19 protein-coding genes are annotated in these 20,688 nt (G+C 63.8%); 8 read left to right on the top strand and 11 right to left on the bottom strand.

The window, feature by feature from the left end; translation table 11 throughout:
- Positions 1–166 precede the first annotated feature (166 nt).
- Positions 167–559 carry a RidA family protein gene (locus LB515_RS05950; protein ID WP_224707077.1) on the top strand — a complete coding sequence of 131 codons (393 nt, stop codon included), beginning with the start codon at positions 167–169 and terminating at the stop codon, positions 557–559.
- 226 nt (positions 560–785) lie between these two features.
- A complete protein-coding gene (locus LB515_RS05945) occupies positions 786–2,183 on the top strand; it encodes an ATP-binding protein (RefSeq protein WP_224707076.1) in 1,398 nt (465 codons plus the stop codon).
- A gap of 8 nt (positions 2,184–2,191) precedes the next feature.
- On the opposite strand, the gene carB is transcribed toward LB515_RS05945, so the two are convergent.
- The 4 genes from carB to LB515_RS05925 form a co-directional block, all read right to left on the bottom strand.
- Positions 2,192–5,695, bottom strand: coding sequence for a carbamoyl-phosphate synthase large subunit (carB, locus tag LB515_RS05940; protein WP_224707075.1), 3,504 nt, complete (start codon positions 5,693–5,695; stop codon positions 2,192–2,194).
- 263 nt (positions 5,696–5,958) lie between these two features.
- Positions 5,959–6,789, bottom strand: coding sequence for an SH3 domain-containing protein (locus LB515_RS05935; RefSeq protein ID WP_224707074.1), 831 nt, complete (start codon positions 6,787–6,789; stop codon positions 5,959–5,961).
- The gene (locus LB515_RS05930) at positions 6,773–7,582 is read right to left on the bottom strand and encodes a metallophosphoesterase family protein (RefSeq protein WP_224707073.1); all 810 of its coding nucleotides are present in this window, start codon (positions 7,580–7,582) and stop codon (positions 6,773–6,775) included. Before LB515_RS05930 ends, LB515_RS05935 begins: the two co-directional genes overlap by 17 nt.
- A 37-nt stretch (positions 7,583–7,619) precedes the next feature.
- Positions 7,620–7,976, bottom strand: a complete 357-nt coding sequence (locus LB515_RS05925) for an ArsR/SmtB family transcription factor (RefSeq protein ID WP_224707072.1) — start codon at positions 7,974–7,976, stop codon at positions 7,620–7,622.
- Between the two features lie 193 nt (positions 7,977–8,169).
- On the opposite strand from LB515_RS05925, the gene LB515_RS05920 reads away from it, so the two are divergent.
- Positions 8,170–9,348 (top strand): MFS transporter, encoded by a 1,179-nt coding sequence (locus tag LB515_RS05920; protein ID WP_224707071.1) that lies wholly within the window; start codon positions 8,170–8,172, stop codon positions 9,346–9,348.
- A 30-nt stretch (positions 9,349–9,378) separates the two neighbouring features.
- Here LB515_RS05920 and LB515_RS05915 read toward each other — a convergent pair whose 3' ends face one another.
- A complete protein-coding gene (locus LB515_RS05915; protein ID WP_224707070.1) occupies positions 9,379–9,843 on the bottom strand; it encodes a MarR family winged helix-turn-helix transcriptional regulator in 465 nt (154 codons plus the stop codon).
- Between the two features lie 189 nt (positions 9,844–10,032).
- On the opposite strand from LB515_RS05915, the gene LB515_RS05910 reads away from it, so the two are divergent.
- The gene (locus LB515_RS05910; protein WP_224707069.1) at positions 10,033–10,827 is read left to right on the top strand and encodes an SDR family NAD(P)-dependent oxidoreductase; all 795 of its coding nucleotides are present in this window, start codon (positions 10,033–10,035) and stop codon (positions 10,825–10,827) included.
- Between the two features lie 44 nt (positions 10,828–10,871).
- Here the strand turns inward: LB515_RS05910 and LB515_RS05905 are convergent, their stop codons facing one another.
- A complete protein-coding gene (locus tag LB515_RS05905) occupies positions 10,872–11,471 on the bottom strand; it encodes a LysE family translocator (RefSeq protein WP_224530528.1) in 600 nt (199 codons plus the stop codon).
- A 99-nt stretch (positions 11,472–11,570) separates the two neighbouring features.
- On the opposite strand from LB515_RS05905, the gene LB515_RS05900 reads away from it, so the two are divergent.
- Positions 11,571–12,437, top strand: coding sequence for a LysR family transcriptional regulator (locus LB515_RS05900; RefSeq protein WP_224707068.1), 867 nt, complete (start codon positions 11,571–11,573; stop codon positions 12,435–12,437).
- A 7-nt stretch (positions 12,438–12,444) separates the two neighbouring features.
- On the opposite strand, the gene LB515_RS05895 is transcribed toward LB515_RS05900, so the two are convergent.
- The 4 genes from LB515_RS05895 to LB515_RS05880 all read right to left on the bottom strand — a co-directional run bounded on the left by LB515_RS05895 (position 12,445) and on the right by LB515_RS05880 (position 16,214).
- The gene (locus tag LB515_RS05895; protein WP_224707067.1) at positions 12,445–13,092 is read right to left on the bottom strand and encodes a glutathione S-transferase family protein; all 648 of its coding nucleotides are present in this window, start codon (positions 13,090–13,092) and stop codon (positions 12,445–12,447) included.
- 80 nt (positions 13,093–13,172) lie between these two features.
- On the bottom strand, positions 13,173–13,823 hold the full coding sequence (locus tag LB515_RS05890) for a dihydrofolate reductase family protein (protein WP_224530304.1): 651 nt from the start codon (positions 13,821–13,823) through the stop codon (positions 13,173–13,175).
- Positions 13,824–13,976: 153 nt separating this feature from the next.
- Positions 13,977–14,777, bottom strand: a complete 801-nt coding sequence (locus LB515_RS05885) for a protein-L-isoaspartate O-methyltransferase family protein (RefSeq protein ID WP_411969124.1) — start codon at positions 14,775–14,777, stop codon at positions 13,977–13,979.
- Positions 14,778–14,855: 78 nt separating this feature from the next.
- Complete coding sequence (locus LB515_RS05880) at positions 14,856–16,214, bottom strand: Nramp family divalent metal transporter (RefSeq protein WP_224707065.1); 1,359 nt, start codon at positions 16,212–16,214, stop codon at positions 14,856–14,858.
- Between the two features lie 224 nt (positions 16,215–16,438).
- Between LB515_RS05880 and mntR the strand changes: the two genes are divergently transcribed.
- The 3 genes from mntR to LB515_RS05865 all read left to right on the top strand — a co-directional run bounded on the left by mntR (position 16,439) and on the right by LB515_RS05865 (position 19,406).
- Positions 16,439–16,894 carry a manganese-binding transcriptional regulator MntR gene (gene mntR, locus LB515_RS05875; protein WP_224543103.1) on the top strand — a complete coding sequence of 152 codons (456 nt, stop codon included), beginning with the start codon at positions 16,439–16,441 and terminating at the stop codon, positions 16,892–16,894.
- Between the two features lie 155 nt (positions 16,895–17,049).
- Entirely contained in the window at positions 17,050–17,970 is a 921-nt protein-coding gene (locus tag LB515_RS05870; protein WP_224707064.1) for a neutral zinc metallopeptidase, read from the top strand.
- A 164-nt stretch (positions 17,971–18,134) separates the two neighbouring features.
- On the top strand, positions 18,135–19,406 hold the full coding sequence (locus LB515_RS05865; protein ID WP_224707063.1) for a TCR/Tet family MFS transporter: 1,272 nt from the start codon (positions 18,135–18,137) through the stop codon (positions 19,404–19,406).
- Positions 19,407–19,420: 14 nt separating this feature from the next.
- Here the strand turns inward: LB515_RS05865 and carA are convergent, their stop codons facing one another.
- Positions 19,421–20,626, bottom strand: a complete 1,206-nt coding sequence (gene carA / locus LB515_RS05860) for a glutamine-hydrolyzing carbamoyl-phosphate synthase small subunit (protein WP_095766618.1) — start codon at positions 20,624–20,626, stop codon at positions 19,421–19,423.
- Positions 20,627–20,688: the final 62 nt, after the last annotated feature.

Genomic DNA, 20,688 nt, shown 5'->3' with positions numbered 1-20,688 from the left:
AATAAGCCATGCGGTCACGGTTGGACGAGCCGTTTTGCCAGGCTGGAACACCCCTCATCCGTCTCGGCGCTACGCGCCGATCCACCTTCCCCCACAAGGGGGGAAGGGAAGGCTGACGTTCCCTCGCTGCCGCGACAAGCTCGCGCCCAACAAAGGGAGGACCGCCATGGACAAGGAAGTCATCGAAGTCCCCGTGATGTCGGCAAAAGTGCGCTCGCTCGGCCTGCCGTGCTCGACAGCGGTGCGGGCCAACGGCTTCGTGTTCATCTCGGCGACGCCGCCGGTCGACATGGCGACTGGCGAGATGGTGCGCGGCGACATCGAGACCCAGACGGAGGCGTCGCTGAAGGCGTTGAAGCACTGCCTGGAAGCGGCCGGCACCTCGCTGGACAAGGTGGTGATGGTGCGCATCTACGCCGTCAATTCCGGCTTCTACAACGCCATCAACCGGGTTTACGCGAAGTATTTTGCGGTCAACCCGCCGGCGCGGAGTTTCGTGCCGGTGGCGTCTTGGCCGATGGAGTTCGATATCGAAGTTGAGTGCGTGGCGGTGGCGTGAGGTGTCTCATAGGTCGGGCGGATGTGGCGTGTAGCGAGAAGCATTTGAGAGACCTGACATACGTTTCTTCGATTAGGTTTAATTTCCGCTTGTTTTCAAAATAAAGTCATTCTCAAATCTCGGTGAGAGCGGGGAGCGCATGTTGCGTATAAGCTGCCCGAATTCGATGTACGAAGCGAAGATGGCTTCGCTCATCGAACAATGACTGAAGGTCTTAGGGCGCACAATGGCGACAGCGATTCCAGAAATATCAAGCGAAGATGCTTTGAAGTTGGCCTCTACGGTTGAAGATCAGTTTTTTGATAGAAAGGGGAAAAGCATCTCCGGGAAGGGGGTTCAGAAAATCGTCGTCGCTTTTGCAAACGCTGACGGGGGAGAGCTCGTTGTTGGAATTAAAGACGACAAGGAAGACGCAAATCCGGCTAACAGGTGGGATGGGGCAACTGATCCGGAAGAGTTTAATCAGCTCATTCAGAGCGTAGTTGAACTCAGTCCGTCAGTCGGATTTCGTTATGAATTTCTTAAATCAAATGACTACAACGGCTATATACTAAGGCTCTTCGTTGATAAGAGCCGTGAAGTTTGCATGACCGCTGATAAAACGGTCTATGTTCGCATGGGCGCCCAAAGCTTACCTCTGAGAGACGCTCAGAAGATTACGCAGTTGGCGTTTTCTAAGGGCGCGCAATCGTATGAGAACAGGAAGATAGATTCACTTAGGCCGGAAACCGTCGTTGAATCCAACGAGATGAAAAGATTTATTGATGAAGCTAAGATAATTCCAAATTCGCTTTCATATGCCGTAAACGAAGGGTTCATATCTCAAGATGATTGGGCGCCGCTTGCAGCTGGGGTGCTCTTGTATGCAGACAATCCGCAAGGGGTATTTCCGACACGTTGCGAGACGCGAATCGTTTTTTACGATACAAAGGAGGAAAAACCGGAGCGCCATCATTTAAAAATCAATGAGACTATTGGTGGCCCTCTCTATCACCAGATACATACGTCGATAAAGCGCATTACTGAGATAATGTCTGATATTAGCGTTCTTACCCCAGAGGGCCTTACCAAGGTATCATACCCGCCGGAGGCGATATGGGAGATTGTCGTCAATGCAATGATACACCGGGATTACTCGATATCAGATGACATACAGATAATTATATTTCAAAATAGAATTGAAATATTGAGTCCCGGAAAATTGCCCGGGAATGTCACTATACATAATATTCTCGATGTTCGAGACAGTCGTAATCCAAAGATCGTCAAAGGTCTCAGACGGTACAAGGATGCACCTAATCAGGATTTGGGTGAGGGATTGAATACGGCCTTTGATAAGATGAAAGAATGGCGCCTACAGCCACCTATATTCGAAGAAATGGGGAATTACCTGAAAGTGACGATAGGGCACAAGCCATTGGCTACGCCGGAAGAGGCTGTTTTGAAGTATTTGGAGAATCACAATGAAATTCGTAACTCTGTTGCCAGAGAGTTGACTGGTATCCGGTCGGAGAACCAAATGAAGGAAGTATTCTACAGACTTCGTGACAGAGGGCTAATCGAGCAAGTGCCGGAAAAGAAGGGCAACGCGTCCGCGTGGCGGAAGATTTTAAAGAAGGCGTAAATCGGCTCTCACCCAAAATACTCCTGCAGCGGTCTCACCTCCAAGTTCCCCGCCCTTAGCGCCGCAATCGCTTCCGCCACAGCCGCAGCCCCAGACAGCGTCGTGTAATACGGCACCTTCTGCATCAGCGTCGCGCGCCTTAGCGACTTCGAGTCCGACACCGCCTTTTGGCCGTCGGTGGTGTTGAAGACGATCTGGACCTGGCGGTTGCGGATGGCGTCCTCGATGTGGGGGCGGCCTTCGAGCACCTTGTTGATCTTCTCGGCCGTCACGCCGTTCTCGGCGAGGAAGCGGGCGGTGCCGGAGGTGGCGAGGACCTTGAAACCTTGGCCGGCGAGGCGTTTGACCGCCGGCAGGATGCCGGCCTTGTCCTCGTCGCGCACCGAGACGAACAGCGTGCCGGAGCGCGGCAGGTCGACATTGGCGCCAAGCTGGCTCTTGGCGAAGGCCAGCGCAAAGTCGCGGTCGAGGCCCATGACCTCGCCGGTCGAGCGCATCTCCGGGCCGAGCAATATGTCGACGCCGGGGAAACGGGCGAAGGGAAAGACGGCTTCCTTGACCGCGATGTGGCCCGGGTTGCGCGCGTCGGGCATGGCGCCGTAATGGGCGAAGGCGTTTTCCAGCGTCTCGCCAGCCATGATGCGAGCCGCGATCTTGGCGATCGGACGCCCGATGGTCTTGGCGACGAAGGGCACGGTGCGCGAGGCGCGGGGGTTGACCTCCAGCACATAGACCGTGCCGTCCTTGATCGCATACTGCACATTCATCAGGCCGCCGACATTGAGCGCGCGGGCCAGGGCCGCCGTCTGGCGCTCCAGCTCGTCGACGAGGTCGGAGGGCAGCGAGTGAACGGGGAGCGAGCAGGCGCTATCGCCCGAATGGATGCCGGCCTCCTCAATGTGCTCCAGAATGCCGGAGACGAAAGTATCCTTGCCGTCGCACAGGCAATCGACATCGACTTCGATGGCGCCCGACAGATAGGTGTCGAACAGCAGCGGGTTCTTGCCGAGCAGCGTGTTGATCTGGCCGGTCTTGTCGTTGGGATATTTCTGCTTGATGTCCTCCGGCACAAGGCCGGGCACGGTGTCGAGCAGGTAGGTCTGCAGCATGCCCTCGTCGTGGATGATCTGCATGGCGCGGCCGCCGAGCACATAGGAGGGGCGCACCACCAGCGGGAAGCCTAGCTCGCCGGCGACGAGGCGCGCCTGCTCGACCGAATAGGCGATGCCGTTCTTCGGCTGGCTGAGGTTCAGCTTGTGCAAGAGCTTCTGGAAGCGGTCGCGGTCCTCCGCCAGGTCGATCATGTCGGGCGAAGTGCCGAGGATCGGTATGCCGGCCTTCTCCAGCGCGTCGGCCAGCTTCAGCGGCGTCTGGCCGCCGAACTGGACGATGACGCCGACCAGCTCGCCGGACGCCTGCTCGGCGCGCAGGATTTCCAGCACGTCCTCCGCCGTCAGCGGATCGAAATAGAGGCGGTCGGAAGTGTCGTAGTCGGTCGAGACCGTCTCCGGGTTGCAGTTGACCATGATCGCTTCATAGCCGGCGTCGCGCAGCGCGAAGGCGGCATGGCAGCAGCAATAGTCGAACTCGATGCCCTGGCCGATGCGGTTCGGGCCGCCGCCGAGGATGACGACCTTCTTGCGCGACGACACGCGCGCCTCGTTGGCGGGCTCGCCGACGAAGGGCACTTCATAGGTCGAGTACATATAGGCGGTCGGCGAGGCGAATTCGGCCGCGCAGGTGTCGATGCGCTTGTAGACCGGATGAACGTCGAGCTTTTCTCGAGCCTTCTGAATCGCTTCCGCGTCGGTCTTCGTCAGCGAGGCGAGGCGGGCGTCGGAAAAACCCATCGCCTTCAGCATGCGCAGATTGACGGCATCCTGCGGCAGGCCGTGCTCGCGGACGCGTTCCTCCATGGCGATGATGCCGGCGATCTGCTCGAGGAACCACGGGTCGATCTTGCACATGGCGTGCACGTCTTCCAGCGAGGTGCCCATGCGGATCGCCTGCGCCACCATGCGCAGCCGGTCCGGCGTCGGCGTGCCGAGCGCGGCGCGGATCGCGTTGCGGTCGTCGGCGTGGCTCGCGGCGGTGCTCCCGTGGCCAAGGCCCGGAATCTCGATCTCATCCAATCCGGTGAGACCGGTTTCCAGTCCGCGCAAAGCCTTCTGCAGCGATTCCTGGAAGGTGCGGCCGATGGCCATCACTTCGCCCACCGACTTCATGGCGGTGGTCAGCACCGGCTCGGCGCCCGGGAATTTCTCGAAGGCGAAGCGCGGTATCTTCGTCACTACGTAATCGATGGTCGGCTCGAACGAGGCCGGCGTCGCGCCGCCGGTGATGTCGTTCTCCAGCTCGTCCAGCGTGTAGCCGACGGCAAGCTTCGCCGCGACCTTGGCGATCGGGAAGCCGGTGGCCTTCGAGGCAAGCGCGGAGGAGCGCGAGACGCGCGGGTTCATCTCGATGACCACCAGGCGGCCGTCGGCCGGGTTGACGGCGAACTGCACGTTGGAGCCGCCGGTCTCGACGCCGATCTCGCGCAGCACCGCGATCGAGGCGTTGCGCATCATCTGGTATTCCTTGTCGGTCAGCGTCAGAGCCGGCGCGACGGTGATGGAATCGCCGGTGTGCACGCCCATCGGATCGAGGTTCTCGATCGAGCAGATGATGATGCAATTGTCCGCCTTGTCGCGGACGACCTCCATCTCATACTCCTTCCAGCCGAGCACGCTCTCTTCGATCAGCACCTCGGTGGTGGGCGAGGCATCGAGACCGGACTGGACGATGTCGTAGAATTCGGCGCGGTTGTAGGCGATGCCGCCGCCGGTGCCGCCCATGGTGAAGGAGGGGCGGATGATGGCCGGCAGGCCGACATGGTCGAGCGCCTGGGCGGCGATCGCCATGGCGTGGCTGATATAGCGCTGCTTGCGGTCGCCTTCGCCGAGGTTCCAGCGGGTTTCCAGCGCATCGAGCGCGGCGTCGAGGTTTTCGGGATGTTCGGCCTTCAGCGCAGCGCGCTCGGCCTCATGCGTCTTGCGGTCGGCGTTCTTGACGTCGGTGGCGTTGGCCAGCATCGACTTCGGCGTCTCCAGCCCGATCTTGCTCATCGCCTCGCGGAACAGCGCGCGGTCCTCGGCCTTGTCGATGGCGGCCGCGTCGGCGCCGATCATCTCCACTTGATAGCGCTCGAGCACGCCCATGCGGCGCAGCGACAGCGCGGTGTTGAGCGCGGTCTGGCCGCCCATGGTCGGCAGCAGCGCATCCGGCCGCTCCTTGGCGATGATCTTGGCCACCACTTCGGGCGTGATCGGCTCGATATAGGTGGCGTCGGCCAGCTCCGGATCGGTCATGATGGTGGCCGGATTGGAGTTGACCAGGATGACGCGGAAGCCCTCTTCCTTCAGCGCCTTGCAAGCCTGGGTGCCGGAATAGTCGAACTCGCACGCCTGGCCGATGACGATGGGGCCGGCCCCGATGATCAGGATCGACTTGATGTCGGTGCGTCTTGGCATGTCTACGGGTTCCGTTCGGCGAGCAGCTTGCACGAAAAACCGGGCGGGAAGGACCCGGCCGGTTGTTCTTGCGATTCTGGTATCAGGCTAGGAGGGCCTTATAGGGAAGAGTTTTGGCGGATGTAACCCCGAAAATGAGGGAATAGGGGAGTAGGGCAGTAGGGCAGTAGGGCAGTAGGGCAGTAGGGCAGTAGGGCAGTAGGGCAGTAGGGCAGTAGGGCAGTAGGGGCATCTCTTCCCTATTGCCTTACTGCCCTACTGCCTTATTCGCCTGTATCAGTACCCAAGGCCAGCGCGTCGGTGATCTCGAAGCGCTCGGAAACGCCGATGCGGATCAGGTTGAGGCTGCCTTCGCGGGTGAAGCGGAATTCGTCGGAGGAGTCGGAGCCGGCGGGCTTGCCGTCGCGGAAATTGATGAGGCGGGTACCGCCGTCCGGCCAGGTCACGGTCACGACGCTGTCGCCGCCCTCATGCGCTACACTGATTTCACAGCGGGTCATCGGCTGGCCGACATGGCGGGCGCAGGGGATGCCACCGGCGGCATCGGGGGCAGGGGCATCGGCCTGAGAGGTTGCCGAAGCCGCGAAGGCGAGGGCGTAGGCATCCCGCATGGCGATTGCGCTGATATCGATTGCCGTTGGCGGAGCGGCTGGCTCGCTGCGGCCCAGGCGCGCCGCAATGTCCGGCTGCGGTTCTTCGGAAGACTCGGGCGCGTTGGCTTCCCGTGGCAGGTTTGCATCCGTCGCCGGCGCGGCGGCATCTTCAGGCGCCGGCGCAGGGTTGTTGGGGCTGAGATAGCGGGCGGGCGCCCAACCGACGATATGCGCGTCCTGCGTATCCTCGACCTTGCACCAGGGATAGCCGTTGACGACGTTGCAGCCGAAATTCTTGACGGCCGTGCCGTTGGGCAGCCGCGCCGCCACCTTTCCACTCGGCGAAGCGGTGACGCGGATGTTGAGGAGATCGTCGGGCGCCAGGCCGCCGATAATCGAAACGATCGGTCCCGGCGCATCCTGGGCTATGGCCGGCAGGGCCGCCGCCAGCAATGGAGCGACGAAGAGCAGCGTGGATGGGAGCCTAACCCTGCGCTTCATGCATAGGCTCCGCTCGATCGGGATATGAACTCCGCTCAATCCTCATAAATCCGGTCCGCAGCGCGTGTGCCCATTCCGGCCGTCCCGCCTGTTCGGCCTGCTTTGCGGCGGCTTCATGATCGTAGTCCACAGCGATCGCCTCGAAGCGGTCGGCGCGGCCGGGCACGTCCAGCTCGACGATGCCGTAGCGGGCATGCGGCGAGCCTTGCTCGGAGACATGCGCCGGCGGCGTGTCATCGTCATAGGCGGGGCAGCCGACGCTGCCGGGGTTGAAGATGACCGGACCGTCGGGGATGCGGATCAGCTCGTTGCGATGGCTGTGGCCGCACAGCACGAGGCGGCAGGCCGGATCGAGCGGCTTCAGCCGGCGCCTGATCGCGGCGAGCGGCGCGCGCACCAACTGGCCGTCGACAATGGCGTCGGAAAGATATTTTTCGTCATGGTCCGGCCGGGCGTGGAAGGCTATGACGCCGGGCACGATCTCCAATGTGAGCGGCAGGGCGAGCAACGCCGCGCGCTGCGGCGCGGTCAACCGCTCCTGGGCGTAGCGGTCGGACGGCCACATGGCTTCATCGGCCACGTCCTGGGCGACGCGGCGGTCGTGATTGCCGCGCACCGTCGGCAGATTGAGCGCCTGCAGCCGTTCCATCGTCTGCCGCGGCCAGAGCGGGCCAGACACGCAGTCGCCGAGATTGACGATGATGTCGGCGCCGCCTCGCTGGTTCAGATCGTCGAGCACAGCGTCCAAGGCGAGCACGTTGCCGTGGATGTCGGCCACTACGGCGAGGCGCATGAGAGCTCCATGACAAGCAATTTCGTCAGCGCCGCAATCAGGCCTCGAGTTCCATCTCGGACGTGCCGACCGCCGGCAGATCCGTGTCGCCGTCAGCCGCGGCGATCACGCTGTCGAGCAGGCCGGGAAAGCGCTTGTCGAGGTCGTCGCGGCGCAGCGTTATAAGCCGGCTGGTGCCTGCCGCCTCGCTGCGGGTGACGCCCGCCTCGCGCAGCTTGGCGAGGTGGTAGCTGAGATTGGTCTTGGAGGCGAGGTCGAGGAACTTGCTGCAGTTCATCGGCACGCCTTCCTTGCGAGCCAGATAGCGGACAATGGCAAGCCGGGTCGGGTCGCCGAGCACGGCGAGCACGATCGGCAGGCTGATCTGGTCGGCGGTTGGATGGGGCAGGCTCATGGCCCAGAATTAAGCACAAACGGCACGAACTTCAACGCGGCTTCCTTTTCTGCCGACAGACATAGCCTCTTCCTTTCGGCCCGTCCTGACACAGGGCTGTCAGCAGGGTTCAGCTATTTTCTCCCGGCTCGGTTGACATCATGCCCTGTTATGTCCAATTGTTCAATAACCTTTGAACTAAGGATATTTCCCCATGGACAAGCGGATCTTCTGGCTTGCGCTCGGATCGTTCGCGATCTCGACCGAAGGCTTCGTCATCTCCAGCCTTCTTCCCGACATCGCCACTGACGCCGGCATATCGGTGCCGCTCGCCGGCTCGCTGATCACCGCCTTCGCGCTCGCCTATGCGTTCGGCGCGCCGGTGCTGGCGACGCTGACCGGGGAATGGGACCGGCGGCGCGTCATCTTGTGGACGCTGGTGTTCTTCGTCCTTGGCAATGTTGCTGCCGCGCTCAGTTCCTCCTTCGAGGTGCTTTTGATCGCCCGCATCGTCATGGCGCTGTCGTCCGGCCTGTTCGCGGCGACCGCGCAAGGCACGGCAGTGGCACTGGTCGACGACCACCACCGGGCGCGCGCCATCGCCGTCGTCGTCGGCGGCACCACTGTGGCGGTTGCCGTCGGCGCGCCGCTCGGCGCGCTGGTCGCGGCCATTGCCGGCTGGCGCGGCACTTTCTTCGCCATTGCCGGGCTCGGCGCGCTGGCCGGTGCGATCCTGTGGTACCGGTTGCCGCGCGGCATCGTCGGCACCAAGCTGCCGCTGAGGGCGCGGCTGGCGGCGGCAGTGCGGCCCGGCGTGATGCCGATCCTGCTGACCACGGTGCTGGCGCTGATCGGAGCCTTCACGGTCTTTGCCTTCATCGCGCCCTTGGCCATAGAAGGCGGGGGGCTCTCTCCGATCGCGCTGCCGGGCATGCTGCTCGCCTTCGGCGTCGGCGCCGTCATCGGCAACATCGCCGGCGGGCAGGCCGCCGACCGCTTCGGCGCCACCCGAACCGTCGCCTGGTCGCTGGCGCTCTCCGCCGCAATGCTCGCCACCTTCTCGGTGATCCCGACCTTCCTGCCGCATCATATCGCCGGGCCGGCGCTGATGGGTATGATGGTGCCGTGGGGCATCGTCGGCTGGGCTTTTCCGCCGGCGCAGGCGAGCCGCATCATTAAGCTGGCGCCGGATGCCGCGCCCATCGTGCTGTCGCTCAACGCCTCGGCGCTCTATCTGGGCGTCGCGCTGGGCGCGGTGGTTGGCGCCGCAGTGCTGCGCTTCGGCGCCCCGGCCGATCTCGGCCTGATTGCCGCGGTGTTCCCGATCGTCGGGCTGGGCGTCGTGCTTGCCGGCCGGATGTTGGCCCGCCCCGTGGCGATGCCGGCCGAGTAACTGTTCAAAGCCTGATCGGCGGCTGCTTCTTCAGAGCGAAGGAGCGACCGTCGGCATTTCCAGATCGAGATCGGCCACCGCGTCCAGCGCCGCACGCAGCTTTGCCGCCTGCTCCGCACCAACCTTTTTCTCGAACTGCCGCTGCGCGACGCTCCACAGCTTGAGCGCCTCGTCGAGCTTGGCCTGTCCTCGCGGCGTCAGCCGCACGCGCTTGACGCGGCGGTCGTCCTTGTCGGGGAAGGTCTGGACATAGCCGTCGCGGATCAGCGGCTTCAGCGTGTGGCCGAGCGCGGACAGATCCATGATCAGCGCTTCGGCGATGGTGCCCATCGCCGGCTCGTCGCTGATGTGGATCTGAAAGAGCAGCCCGAACTGCGTGCTCTTCAGGCCCGAAGGCGCCAGCGCGTCGTCGTAGAAGCGGCCGAGACTGCGCGCGGCACGGCGCAGCGTGGCGTTGTTGCAGTCGCTGAATCCGGGCTTGTGAGCTTCGGTCATGATCACTCCTCGCCGGCGCGTCGACGCGCCAGCCTGCCGCAGAAATAGTTTTCGCCGCCGCCGTTGACAAGATAGTGGCATATACCTACTTCGCCGAAAGTGGCATATGCCACTAAGTTGGATCAGAAGCCCGGCAGATGATCGGATGGTCGGCGCTGGGCCAAGCGAAGCAAACAAAGGAACAGGACAATGAGCACGAAGGACAATAAGGGCACGGCCGTCATCACTGGCGCCTCGTCGGGCATAGGCGCGGTCTATGCAGACCGGCTGGCAGGGCAGGGATACGATCTGGTGCTGGTGGCGCGGCGCGCCGACCGGCTGCGGGAGTTGGCGGACAAGCTGGCCTATGCCTATGGCCGCAAGGTCGAGACGATCATCGCCGACGTTGCGGTCGATGCCGATTTGCGCCGCGTCGAGCAGGCGGTGGCGGCGGATGACAGCGTGACGCTGTTGGTCAACAATGCCGGCGTGGGTGGCCTGGAGACGATCGCCGACGCCGACGCCGACGCGGCCGAGCGCATGATCAAGGTCAATGTCGTGGCGCTGACCCGGCTGACCCGCGCGGTGCTGCCCGGCCTGCTGGCGCGCAATCGCGGCGGGATCATCAACATCGCCTCCGTCGTTGCCTATGGCATCGCCGTCGGCGGCATCTACAGCGGCACCAAGGCCTATGTCGCCAACTTCACCGAGGCGCTGCAGAAGGAAGTCGCCGGCACCAATGTGAAAGTCCAGTCCGTCGTGCCCGGACCGGTCCGCACCGAGTTGTGGGACGTCTCCGGAATCAGCCTTGACGGGATCAATCCGGACTGGATCATGAGCGCCGACGATCTGGTCGACGCGGCGCTTGCCGGGTTCGCTCAGGGCGAGACCGTCACCGCGCCCGGCCTTGCCGATGCGGCTGGGCTGGATGCCTATCTCGGTGCCCGGGACCAGTTCTTCGGGAGTCTGTTCTCCGGCAAGCCGGCGGCGCGCTACGCCGTCTGAGAACTAGGTTCCTCGCCCCCACGGAGTGGGGGAGAGGAACAGCGCTACACCGGCCGCCACATCTGCAGGATCGAGGCGGCCAGCAAAAGGCCGAGCACGATGTTGAGCGCGCGCCACTGGCGCTCCGTCTTGAGCAGACGGGCAAGCAGGGTTCCCGCCACGCACCACAGCGACAGCGAAAAGGCTGCGGTCAGCCCGAACACGGCGCCCAGCAGCAGCGCAAGCTGCAACGGACCATCCGCCAGTGCCGCGAAGGATGCGGCGGCGCCGAGCCCCATCGCCCAGCCTTTCGGATTCATCCACTGGATGCCGGCGCCGCCGAAAAAGCTGTTCGGCCTGGCCATGCTGATGTCGAGGTTGGGCGGGCCGCTGCGGCCGATCTTGATCGCCAGCCAGATCAGATAGAGAGAACCTGCAATTTTCATGGCAAGCTGCAGGGATGGAATGGCGGCCAGAAGTCCAGCCAGGCCTGCCGCGCCCGCGGCGGCCACGGTAGCCAGCCCCGCGGCGCTGCCGGCCATCAGCGGCACCGAACGGCGAAAGCCGAATTGTGCGCCCGACGCGGTCGACAACGTCGTGGCGATGCCGGGCGTCGAGGTCGAGATCAGCGCGAACAGGACCAGGGGGATGATGGTGTCTGACATGCGGGCCTCCCAATCGGGGAGCAGACATACTTAGGCGCTTGGCAGCATCAGTAAATGCAATGTTTGGTATGGTTTGCATTAGCGATTATAATATCGGGCATGATCCGCGATCTCGACACGACCCTTGTCCGCACCTTCGTCACCACCGCCGACAAGGCCAGCATGACGGCGGCCGCCAATGCGCTTCACCTGACGCAAGGCGCCGTCAGCCAGCAGATCAAGCGGCTGGAGGAGGTGCTCGGCCAGCGCCTGTTCGAGCGCGACCGCCGCGGCCTGAGGCTGACGCGGTTGGGCGAGCGGCTGCTCGACAAGGCCCGCCGCCTGCTGCAGCTCAATGACGAGATCCTTGCCGAGATCAGGGGAAGGGCGGTTGCCGGGCAGGTGCGGATCGGCGTACCTTACGACCTTGTCGGCACGCTGCTCGCGCCCGTGCTGAAGGCCTATGCGGAAGCCTATCCGCAGGTGGAGATTTCGCTGATCTGCGCGTCCTCGCCGGAACTCGCGGCGGCCCTGGCGGCGGGCACCATCGACCTTGCCGTCATCGAGGAGCGCGTCGGCCCGACCCTTGGCGAATGCCTGCTCGTCGACCGGTTGGTCTGGGTCGGCGCCAGAGGCGGGACGGCACGCCTGAAGCGGCCGCTGCCGGTTTCGATCGTCGCCGACACCTGCGCCTTCCGACCGGCGGTGCTGGCCGCACTTGGCGAACACGGGCTCGACTGGCGCACAGTGTTCGAGAACGGCAACATCGATGCCACGACAGCGACGGTGCGCTCGGACCTCGCGGTGACTGCGTGGCTTGTTTCGACGGTTCCGGCCGATCTCGACATATTGTCAGACGCCGGCCTTCCGGCGCTGCCGAATTTCTCCGTCAACCTGCATCTGCCGAAACATGCCGCCGCGCCGGCCGCGAAGGCTTTTGCCAGCCATATCCGCGAAGGTCTTTCCCGCTATCGGCAGGCGGCGTGACGCGGCGTCAGCCTTTCGCTGCCATGGCGACCGCCAATTGCGCGTCGAAAGCGCGCTTGAAGGCCGGCCGCGCCTCGCCGCGGGCGACATAGGCGGCAACGTTCGGGAATTCGTTCAGCAGTCCCGATCTCTGCAGCCGGCGCAGCACGCCCACCATGACAAGGTCGCCGGCGCTGAAGGCGCCATCGAGCCAATCACTATCGCCGAGATGGCGGGAGAGCTGGGCCAGCCGCTTGCGGATGCGGTCGTCGACCAGGGGCAGACGCTCGTCGTGCCACCTCGCGTCGCGCTCCATGATCACGGCCGTCGCGCGGTCGAGGATCGGCGGCTCCACTGTGCTGTACGCGGCGAATATCCAGGCGACCGCGCGCGCCCGGGCGTTCGCATCATCGGGCAACAGGCCCGCGTGACGCACCGCGATGTGGAGGACGATCGCGCCTGACTCGAACAGGGCGAGATCGCCTTCTTCATAGGTCGGGATACTGCCGAAGGGATTGATCGCAAGATGCGCGCGTTGCTTCATCGCATCGAACGAAACGAGGCGAACATCATAGGGCTGGCCGACTTCCTCGAGCGCCCAGCGCACGTGCATGTCGCGCGCGAGCCCCCTGCCGCCATCGGGCGATCGTTCAAAGGCGGCGATCGTGGGCATCATTGGCGGCTCCTGACCGTTCAATCGTCGTTCGAAAGAGAGGCAATGCGCGGCGGGTCTGCCCGCCGCGCGACAGCCTTGTGCTACTTCCAATTTTTGCGCCGTTCGAGCTCGGCTTCCGAAGGCTCCTGCTGGGCAAACGAGCCCGTACGGATTTCGCCTCCGCGCTCATAGGTCGCCATGATGACGCCGGTGGTGGAAGCCTGCGATTTGACGAGCTTGAAGGCCGCAGGCATCGCGTTGTCGCCGAACAGCCGCTTACCCTTGCCCAGCAGCAGCGGGAAGGTCATCAGCCGGATCTCGTCGATCAGCCCGTTGGCGAGCAGGGTCTGGATCAGATTGCCCGATCCCTGGATGAGCAGGTCGGGTCTATCTTCCTGCTTGAGCTCCTTGAGCCTTGCAACGATATCCGGTCCGAGCGACTGCGTGTTCTGCCAGGTCAGCGTATCCGGCCGGTGCGTCGCCACATATTTGACCGCGGGGTTGAAGACAGCCGCGATCGGATCGTTCTGATACGGCCAGTACGCGGCGAAGATATCGTAGGTTCTGCGGCCGAGCAGCAAGTCGAACGGCTTGGAGAACATTTCCTCCATGGCCGCGCCTGCCACCTCGTCAAAATAATGGAAGGTCCAGCCGCCGAATTTGAAGCCGCCGACCGGATCCTCTTCCGGCCCGCCCGGCGCCTGCATGACGCCGTCGAGGCTAACGAATGTGGCGGCGATGATCTTGCGCATTCTGTCTTCTCCCTTTCACGATCCGCGCCGTCGCGGCCGGATTTCTGCCTAAAGCATTCGACGCATTCCTGAGGGAAAACCGCTTCGCACTTTTCCTGGAATTGCTCCAAGGACGAACGGCAAGGCTGATCTCCGACACAGCCCCGCGAATTTCTAGCGCGTGTCGTCGACGCGAATGGCGCGTGACGAGAACCAGACCTCTCCGAAGACGGCGGTTGCCGTCCGGTCCGGCGCCTTGTCTTCCCTCAGCCAGATCGAGCGCGTGCGCGCGGCGCGCTCACGTGTCGGTATTTTCGCGCCCGGCTCGGCAGTGGAGGCGCCGACGCAAGGGATGAACCAGGAGCCCATGAAAGGCCGGCAGGCAAAGCCGTTTTCCAGGCGCATTACGACCACCGCGAGGCCGACGGTTTCGGAGGGACGCCACGGAAAGATCATGCGGCCGCCGGGCTTCAGCGCTTTCAGCCACGCGGCGGGCGGCGCGACGACGCCGGCATTGACATAGACGATGTCGGAGGGCGGCAAAGGGTTGGCGACGGCGTCGCCGTGGATCACCTCGATGTTGCGGTACCGGGCGAGGTTCGCCTTGGCGCGCGCGGCAAGATCGGCTTCGATCTCGAAGGCGGTGACGCCGCCGCCCGGCTCGACCAGCCTCGCCAGCAGCGCCGTGTAATAGCCTGTGCCGGCGCCGATATGGGTAACGTGCTCGCCCGGCTTCGGCTCGACCTTGCCGAGCCACATCGCGTACAGCATCGGCTCGCCATTGTTGATGCCCTTGTCGGCATCGAGCACGACGAGCACATTCTGGTAGATATAGCCAGGATCGGCGCTTGGCGTCTGGAACCGGCCTTCGCCGGCAAAGACGGTCCATGGCCCCGGACCCAGGAAGGCCTCGCGCGGCACCGCGGCGAACACCTCCTCGATGCGTGGATCGGCCGACCGGGCGTGCGCAGCCATCAGCCTGGCGTAGAATCTGCGGGCTTCGTCCGGTTTGGCCATGGCGCGAAGATAGCGCGGCCGGCGCGAATGTCGCGGTCAGCCGGCGAGGGTGTCGTAGAGGAGCTTGAAGTTGAGAACGAGGATGACGGCGGCAACCACCCAGGCCAACGCTGCAACGCCGCGCGGTATGGCGAAATTGCCCATCTTCTTCTTGTCCGACACGAACTGCACCAGCGGCACCACCGCGAAGGGCAGCTGCATCGACAGGATCACCTGGCTGAACACAAGCAACTCGGCCGTTCCCTTCTCGCCATAGAGTGCCGTGACGACCACCACGGGGACGATGGCAATGCCGCGCGTTACCAGGCGCCGCGCCCATTGCGGGATGCGCAGGCGCAGGAAGCCTTCCATCACGATCTGGCCGGCGAGCGTCGCGGTGACAGTCGAGTTGAGGCCGGAGGCAAGCAGCGCGACGGCGAACAGGATCGAGGCGATGCCCAGGCCGAGCAGCGGCGAGAGCAGCTCGAAGGCCTGGCCGATCTCGGCGACGTGGTGATGGCCGGTATCGTGGAAGGCGACCGCCGCGACGATCAGGATCGACGCATTGACGAACAGCGCCAGGATCAGCGCGATGGTCGAATCCGTCGTCGCCCATTTGATGGCGTCGCGCTTGCCGGCATCGGTGCGCTCATAGGCGCGGGTCTGCACGATCGAGGAATGCAGATAGAGATTATGCGGCATGACTGTCGCGCCGATGATGCCGATGGCGATGTAGAGCATCGCCGGATTGGTGACGATCTCCGGCGACGGCACGAACATCGAATGCAGGATCGTGCCGGCCGGCGGCGCGGCGACGAAGATCTGGATGGCAAAGCAGCCGAAGATGATGATCAGCAGCGCGACGACGAAGGCCTCGAGATAGCGGAAGCCCTTGTTCATCAGCAGCAGCACAAGGAAAGCATCGAGCGCGGTCAGCATGGCGCCGCCGATCAGCGGGATGCCGAACAGAAGCTGCAGGGCGATCGCCGTGCCGATCACCTCGGCCAGGTCGCAGGCGATGATGGCCAGTTCGCAGGCGATCCAGAGCAGCAGGTTGACCGGGCGCGGATAATAGGCGCGGCAGGCCTGGGCGAGGTCGCGGCCGGTGGCGATGCCGAGACGCGCGGCAAGCGCCTGCAGCAGGATCGCCATCAGGTTCGACAGCATGATGATGAAAAGCAGCGTATAGCCGAACTGGGCGCCACCGGCGAGGTCGGTCGCCCAGTTGCCTGGGTCCATATAGCCGACCGAGACCATGTAGCCCGGCCCCATGAAGGCGAACAGGCGGCGGAACCAGACGCCGGTCCGCGGCACCGCGATCGAGGCGTTCACCTCGCGCAGGCTCGGCTGCTCGTCGTCGGGCCTGTCGAATCGCCATGCGGGTCGGGCTACGGTTGCTGCATCGGCATCGGACATGGGATTTCCGCTGGAATTGTCGAACGTGCCTCTTATCTACGCCATGGCTCAACATTATGCAATATGCTATATTTCATTGATCGTGCTTTCGTGATGAACCGAGACAAGGCTGGCGGCGGGGCTGCCGCAAACGCCGGTTGCGCATGAGCGGGAATGCAAATAAACGGCCGGACCATCAGGGGTTCGTGCTATGGATGCGGTCCCGATTCAAGGAGGAGCGCGGATTGGCGCTGAGGAACAAACCGGTTCGACGCGAAGAGCCGCTTCCCGATGCCGAAATCCATTCGGCGGGTTTCCGGCAGACGCGCGAGGCGCGCCGTAGCGCGCTGGTCGAAGACTATGTCGAGCTGATCGCCGACCTGATCGAGGACGGCAATGAGGCGCGGCAGGTGGATATCGCGGCAAGGCTCGGCGTCGCGCAGCCGACGGTGGCAAAGATGCTGACCAGGCTGTGCGCCGACGGGCTGGTGTCGCGAAAGCCCTATCGGGGTGTGTTCCTGACCGAGGCCGGCCGCAGGGTCGCCGAGGAAAGCCGCATCCGCCACCAGACGGTCGAGGCCTTCCTGCGCTCTCTCGGCGTCAGCGCCGAGACGGCGCGCATCGACGCCGAGGGCATCGAGCACCATGTCAGCGCCGAAACGCTGGAAGCTTTCCGCCGGGCGATGACCTCCGCTCGTTGAGCTCGGGCTCGATACGAGAATAGCGCTGCAGGACGCAAAGTGTCGGTTTCGACCTCGCGAAAAATACTGACTTGACGTATTCGTTGCGATAATTGTCTGCAGGGGGGCGGTGGCATGCCGGTCCCTCCAGGACATTCCTGTCGCGAGGAGTTGCCATGCTTTGGAGAGGCCGTCGTCAGAGCGACAACATCGAAGACGAACGCAGCGACAGCGGCGGCGGGCCTGGCGGCGGATTGGGCGGCGGTGGCCAGTTCCGCATCCCCCTCGGCGGCCGTACCGGTGGCGGCGGCAGCATCATCCTGGTTATCCTTGTCGTGCTCGCGGGATGGTATTTCGGCTTCGATCCATCGCAGATCCTGGGTGACGGCAGCGGCGGCCTGGTGCCGGGAGACGGCGGCCAGATCTCCGACACACAGGACAATGGCAACGCCCCCGCCAATGACGAGATGAAGCAGTTCGTCGCGACCGTGCTTGCCGATACCGAGGACACCTGGACCGGCATTTTCAAGTCCGAAGGGCTGACCTACCAGGATCCCAAGCTGGTGCTGTTCAGTGGCCAGGTCCGTTCGGCCTGTGGTTTCGCCTCGGCGGCGGCCGGGCCGTTCTACTGCCCAGGCGATCGCAAGGTCTATCTCGACATGACCTTCTTCCAGCAGCTCGACCAGCAGTTCGGCGCGTCCGGCGAATTCGCCCGTGCCTATGTGGTGGCGCATGAGGTCGGCCACCATGTGCAGAACCTCACCGGTATCATGGGCAAGTTCAACCAGATGCGGCAAGGCATGAGCGAGGCCGACGCCAACCAGCTGTCGGTGCGCGTCGAGCTTCAGGCCGATTGCTTTGCTGGTGTCTGGGCACATTACACGCAGCAGAAGGGCATCCTGGAGCAGGGCGATATCGAAAGCGCGCTGAACGCGGCCAAGCAGATCGGCGACGACACGCTGCAGAAGAGGATGCAGGGCTATGTCGTGCCGGAAAGCTTCAACCACGGCACCTCGCAGCAGCGGCAGACGTGGCTGGCGCGCGGCATAAAGAGCGGCAAGCTGTCCGACTGCAACACGATGGGCGGTCCGATCTGACGCGGCCCTGCCGCTTCTTTGGCGGCTAGGATCGGCGATCAACGCGGCTGGCAAGTGATGTCAGGATGAGGCAATTGCCTTCGTTCGCGTATTGTTCCTGTCGGCGACGTCGCCTATAAGATGCCTCCCGCCTTTGCCCCGGGCGGCCTGAGGAGATTATCATCATGATCGACCCCAAAACCGCCAGGCGGGGCCTTGCGCTCGTTTTCACCACGCTGCTGCTCGACATCATCGGCTTCGGCATCATCATGCCTGTGCTGCCGGCCTATCTGGAGGAACTGAGCGGCGTCAGCGTCAGCCAGGCCGCGATCGAGGGCGGCTGGCTGTTCTTCGTCTATGCGGCGATGCAGTTCGTCTTCGCGCCGATCATGGGCGGCTTGAGCGACCGCTTCGGCCGGCGGCCGATCCTGCTTGCCTCGGTGCTGACTTTTTCCATCGACAACCTGATCTGCGCCATCGCCTGGTCCTATCCGATGCTGTTCATCGGCCGCGTGCTCGCCGGTGTTTCCGGCGCCAGCTATTCGACGACATCCGCCTTCATCGCCGACATCTCAAACGACGAGAACCGGGCGAAGAATTTCGGCCTACTCGGCATCGCCTTCGGCGTCGGCTTCGTCATCGGCCCGGTGCTGGGCGGTCTGCTCGGCACGTTCGGGCCGCGCGTGCCGTTCTATTTCGCGGCCGCGCTTGCCTTCGTGAATTTCCTGATCGCGATGTTCCTGCTACCGGAGACGCTGGACGAAAAGCATCGTCGCCGTTTCGAATGGAAGCGTGCCAATCCGGTCGGCACGCTCATGCAGATGCGCAATTATCCCGGCATCGGCTGGATCGGGCTGGTGTTCTTCCTGATGACGCTCGGCCATATGATGTATCCGGCGGTCTGGGCGTTCGTTTCAAACTACCGCTATGGCTGGAACCAGCAGCAGATCGGCTTCTCGCTCGGCGCCTTCGGCCTGTGCGGGGCGATCATCATGGCGACGGTGCTGCCGCGGATCATTCCCAAGCTCGGCGAGTGGAGGACGGCGGCGATCGGCCTGACCTTCACCGCGCTCAGCGCCTTCGGCTATGCGTTTTCGACGCAAGGCTGGATGATCTATGCGGTCATCGTGGCCGGCTGCCTGGAGGCGCTGGCCGATCCGCCGCTCAGAAGCCTCGCCGCCGCCAAGGTGCCGCCCTCGGCGCAGGGCGAATTGCAGGGCGCGATGACCTCGATCTTCTCGATCACCTCGATCATCACGCCGCTGCTCTACACCGCGATATTTTCCTGGTTCACGGGCCCGGCGGCGCCGGTCGTGTTCGGCGGCGCTCCCTATGTGCTCGGCGCAATTTTCCTGACGCTGGCGGTGATCGTCTTCGTGACGAAGGTGGCCAAGCCGACGCCGAAGGAAGTCGAGCGCATGCACACGAAGGAGCCGGTGGTGACGGACGCTGCTTAGGCCGGCTGCTTGAGCTAGGCGCGTTCGGCCAGCGCTTCCTCGCCGCGGCGTTCGCGGATCAGATTGACGAAGCGACGGAACAGGTAATGCGAATCCTGCGGGCCGGGCGAGGCCTCGGGATGATGCTGAACCGAGAACACTGGACGGCCGGTCAGGGCGATGCCGCAATTCGAGCCGTCGAAGAGCGAGACATGGGTTTCCTCGACGCCTTCGGGCAGAGAGTCCGCGTCGACGGCGAAACCGTGGTTCATCGAGACGATCTCGACCTTGCCGGTGGTGTGGTCCTTGACCGGATGGTTGGCGCCGTGGTGGCCCTGGTGCATCTTCTCGGTCCGGCCGCCGAGCGCCAGCGCCAGCATCTGATGGCCGAGGCAGATGCCGAACACCGGGATGTCGGTCTTCAAGAGATCCTGGATCACCGGCACGGCATATTCGCCGGTCGCTTCCGGATCGCCGGGGCCGTTCGACAGGAAGATGCCGTCCGGCTGCATGGCCATGATCTCCTCGGCACCGGTCTTGGCCGGCACGACGGTGACCTTGGCGCCGAGACCCGCAAGCAGGCGCAGGATGTTGCGCTTGACGCCATAGTCGACGGCCACGACGTGCATGGAAGGCTCGCTCCGCTCGCCATAACCTTCGTTCCAGATCCAGGGCGTCTCGCGCCAGACCGAAGACTGGCCCGACGTGACCTCCTTGGCGAGATCGAGGCCGATCAGACCCGACCAGGCCGCGGCCTGCCGCTTCAGGTCCTCGATGTCGAAGACGCCGTCGGGCGCATGCGCGATGACAGCATTGGGCATGCCCTTTTCGCGGATCAGCACAGTCAGCGCGCGGGTATCGATGCCGGACAGCGCGACGATGCCGCGCCGCTTCAGCCACTGGTCGAGATGGCCGGCGGCGCGATAGTTGGACGGGTCGGTGACGTTGGCCTTGAAGATGGCGCCGACAGCGCCGGCGCGGGCGGCTGGATGCAAATCCTCGATGTCCTCGTCATTGGTGCCGACATTGCCGATATGCGGGAAGGTGAAGGTGACGATCTGGCCGGCGTAAGACGGATCGGTGAGGATTTCTTCATAACCGGTCAGCGCGGTGTTGAAGCACACTTCCGCAACCGCCGATCCCGTGGCGCCAAGGCCGCGGCCTTCGATCACCGTGCCGTCGGCGAGCACCAGAAGGGCGGTCGGCTTTTCGGTTGCCCACGGGGCGGTGGTCGTGGCCATGGCGGCACTCCTGTCAGGCGCGGCAGTCGGTCGGGAGGACCATTTGCGCAGCAAGGCGCGAA

It is taken from the genome of Mesorhizobium sp. CA15, from assembly GCF_020165215.1.
Taxonomy (GTDB): Bacteria; Pseudomonadota; Alphaproteobacteria; order Rhizobiales; family Rhizobiaceae; genus Mesorhizobium.
Note: the sequence above shows the minus strand (reverse complement) of the source record. Positions and strands in the feature narration are given on the sequence as shown.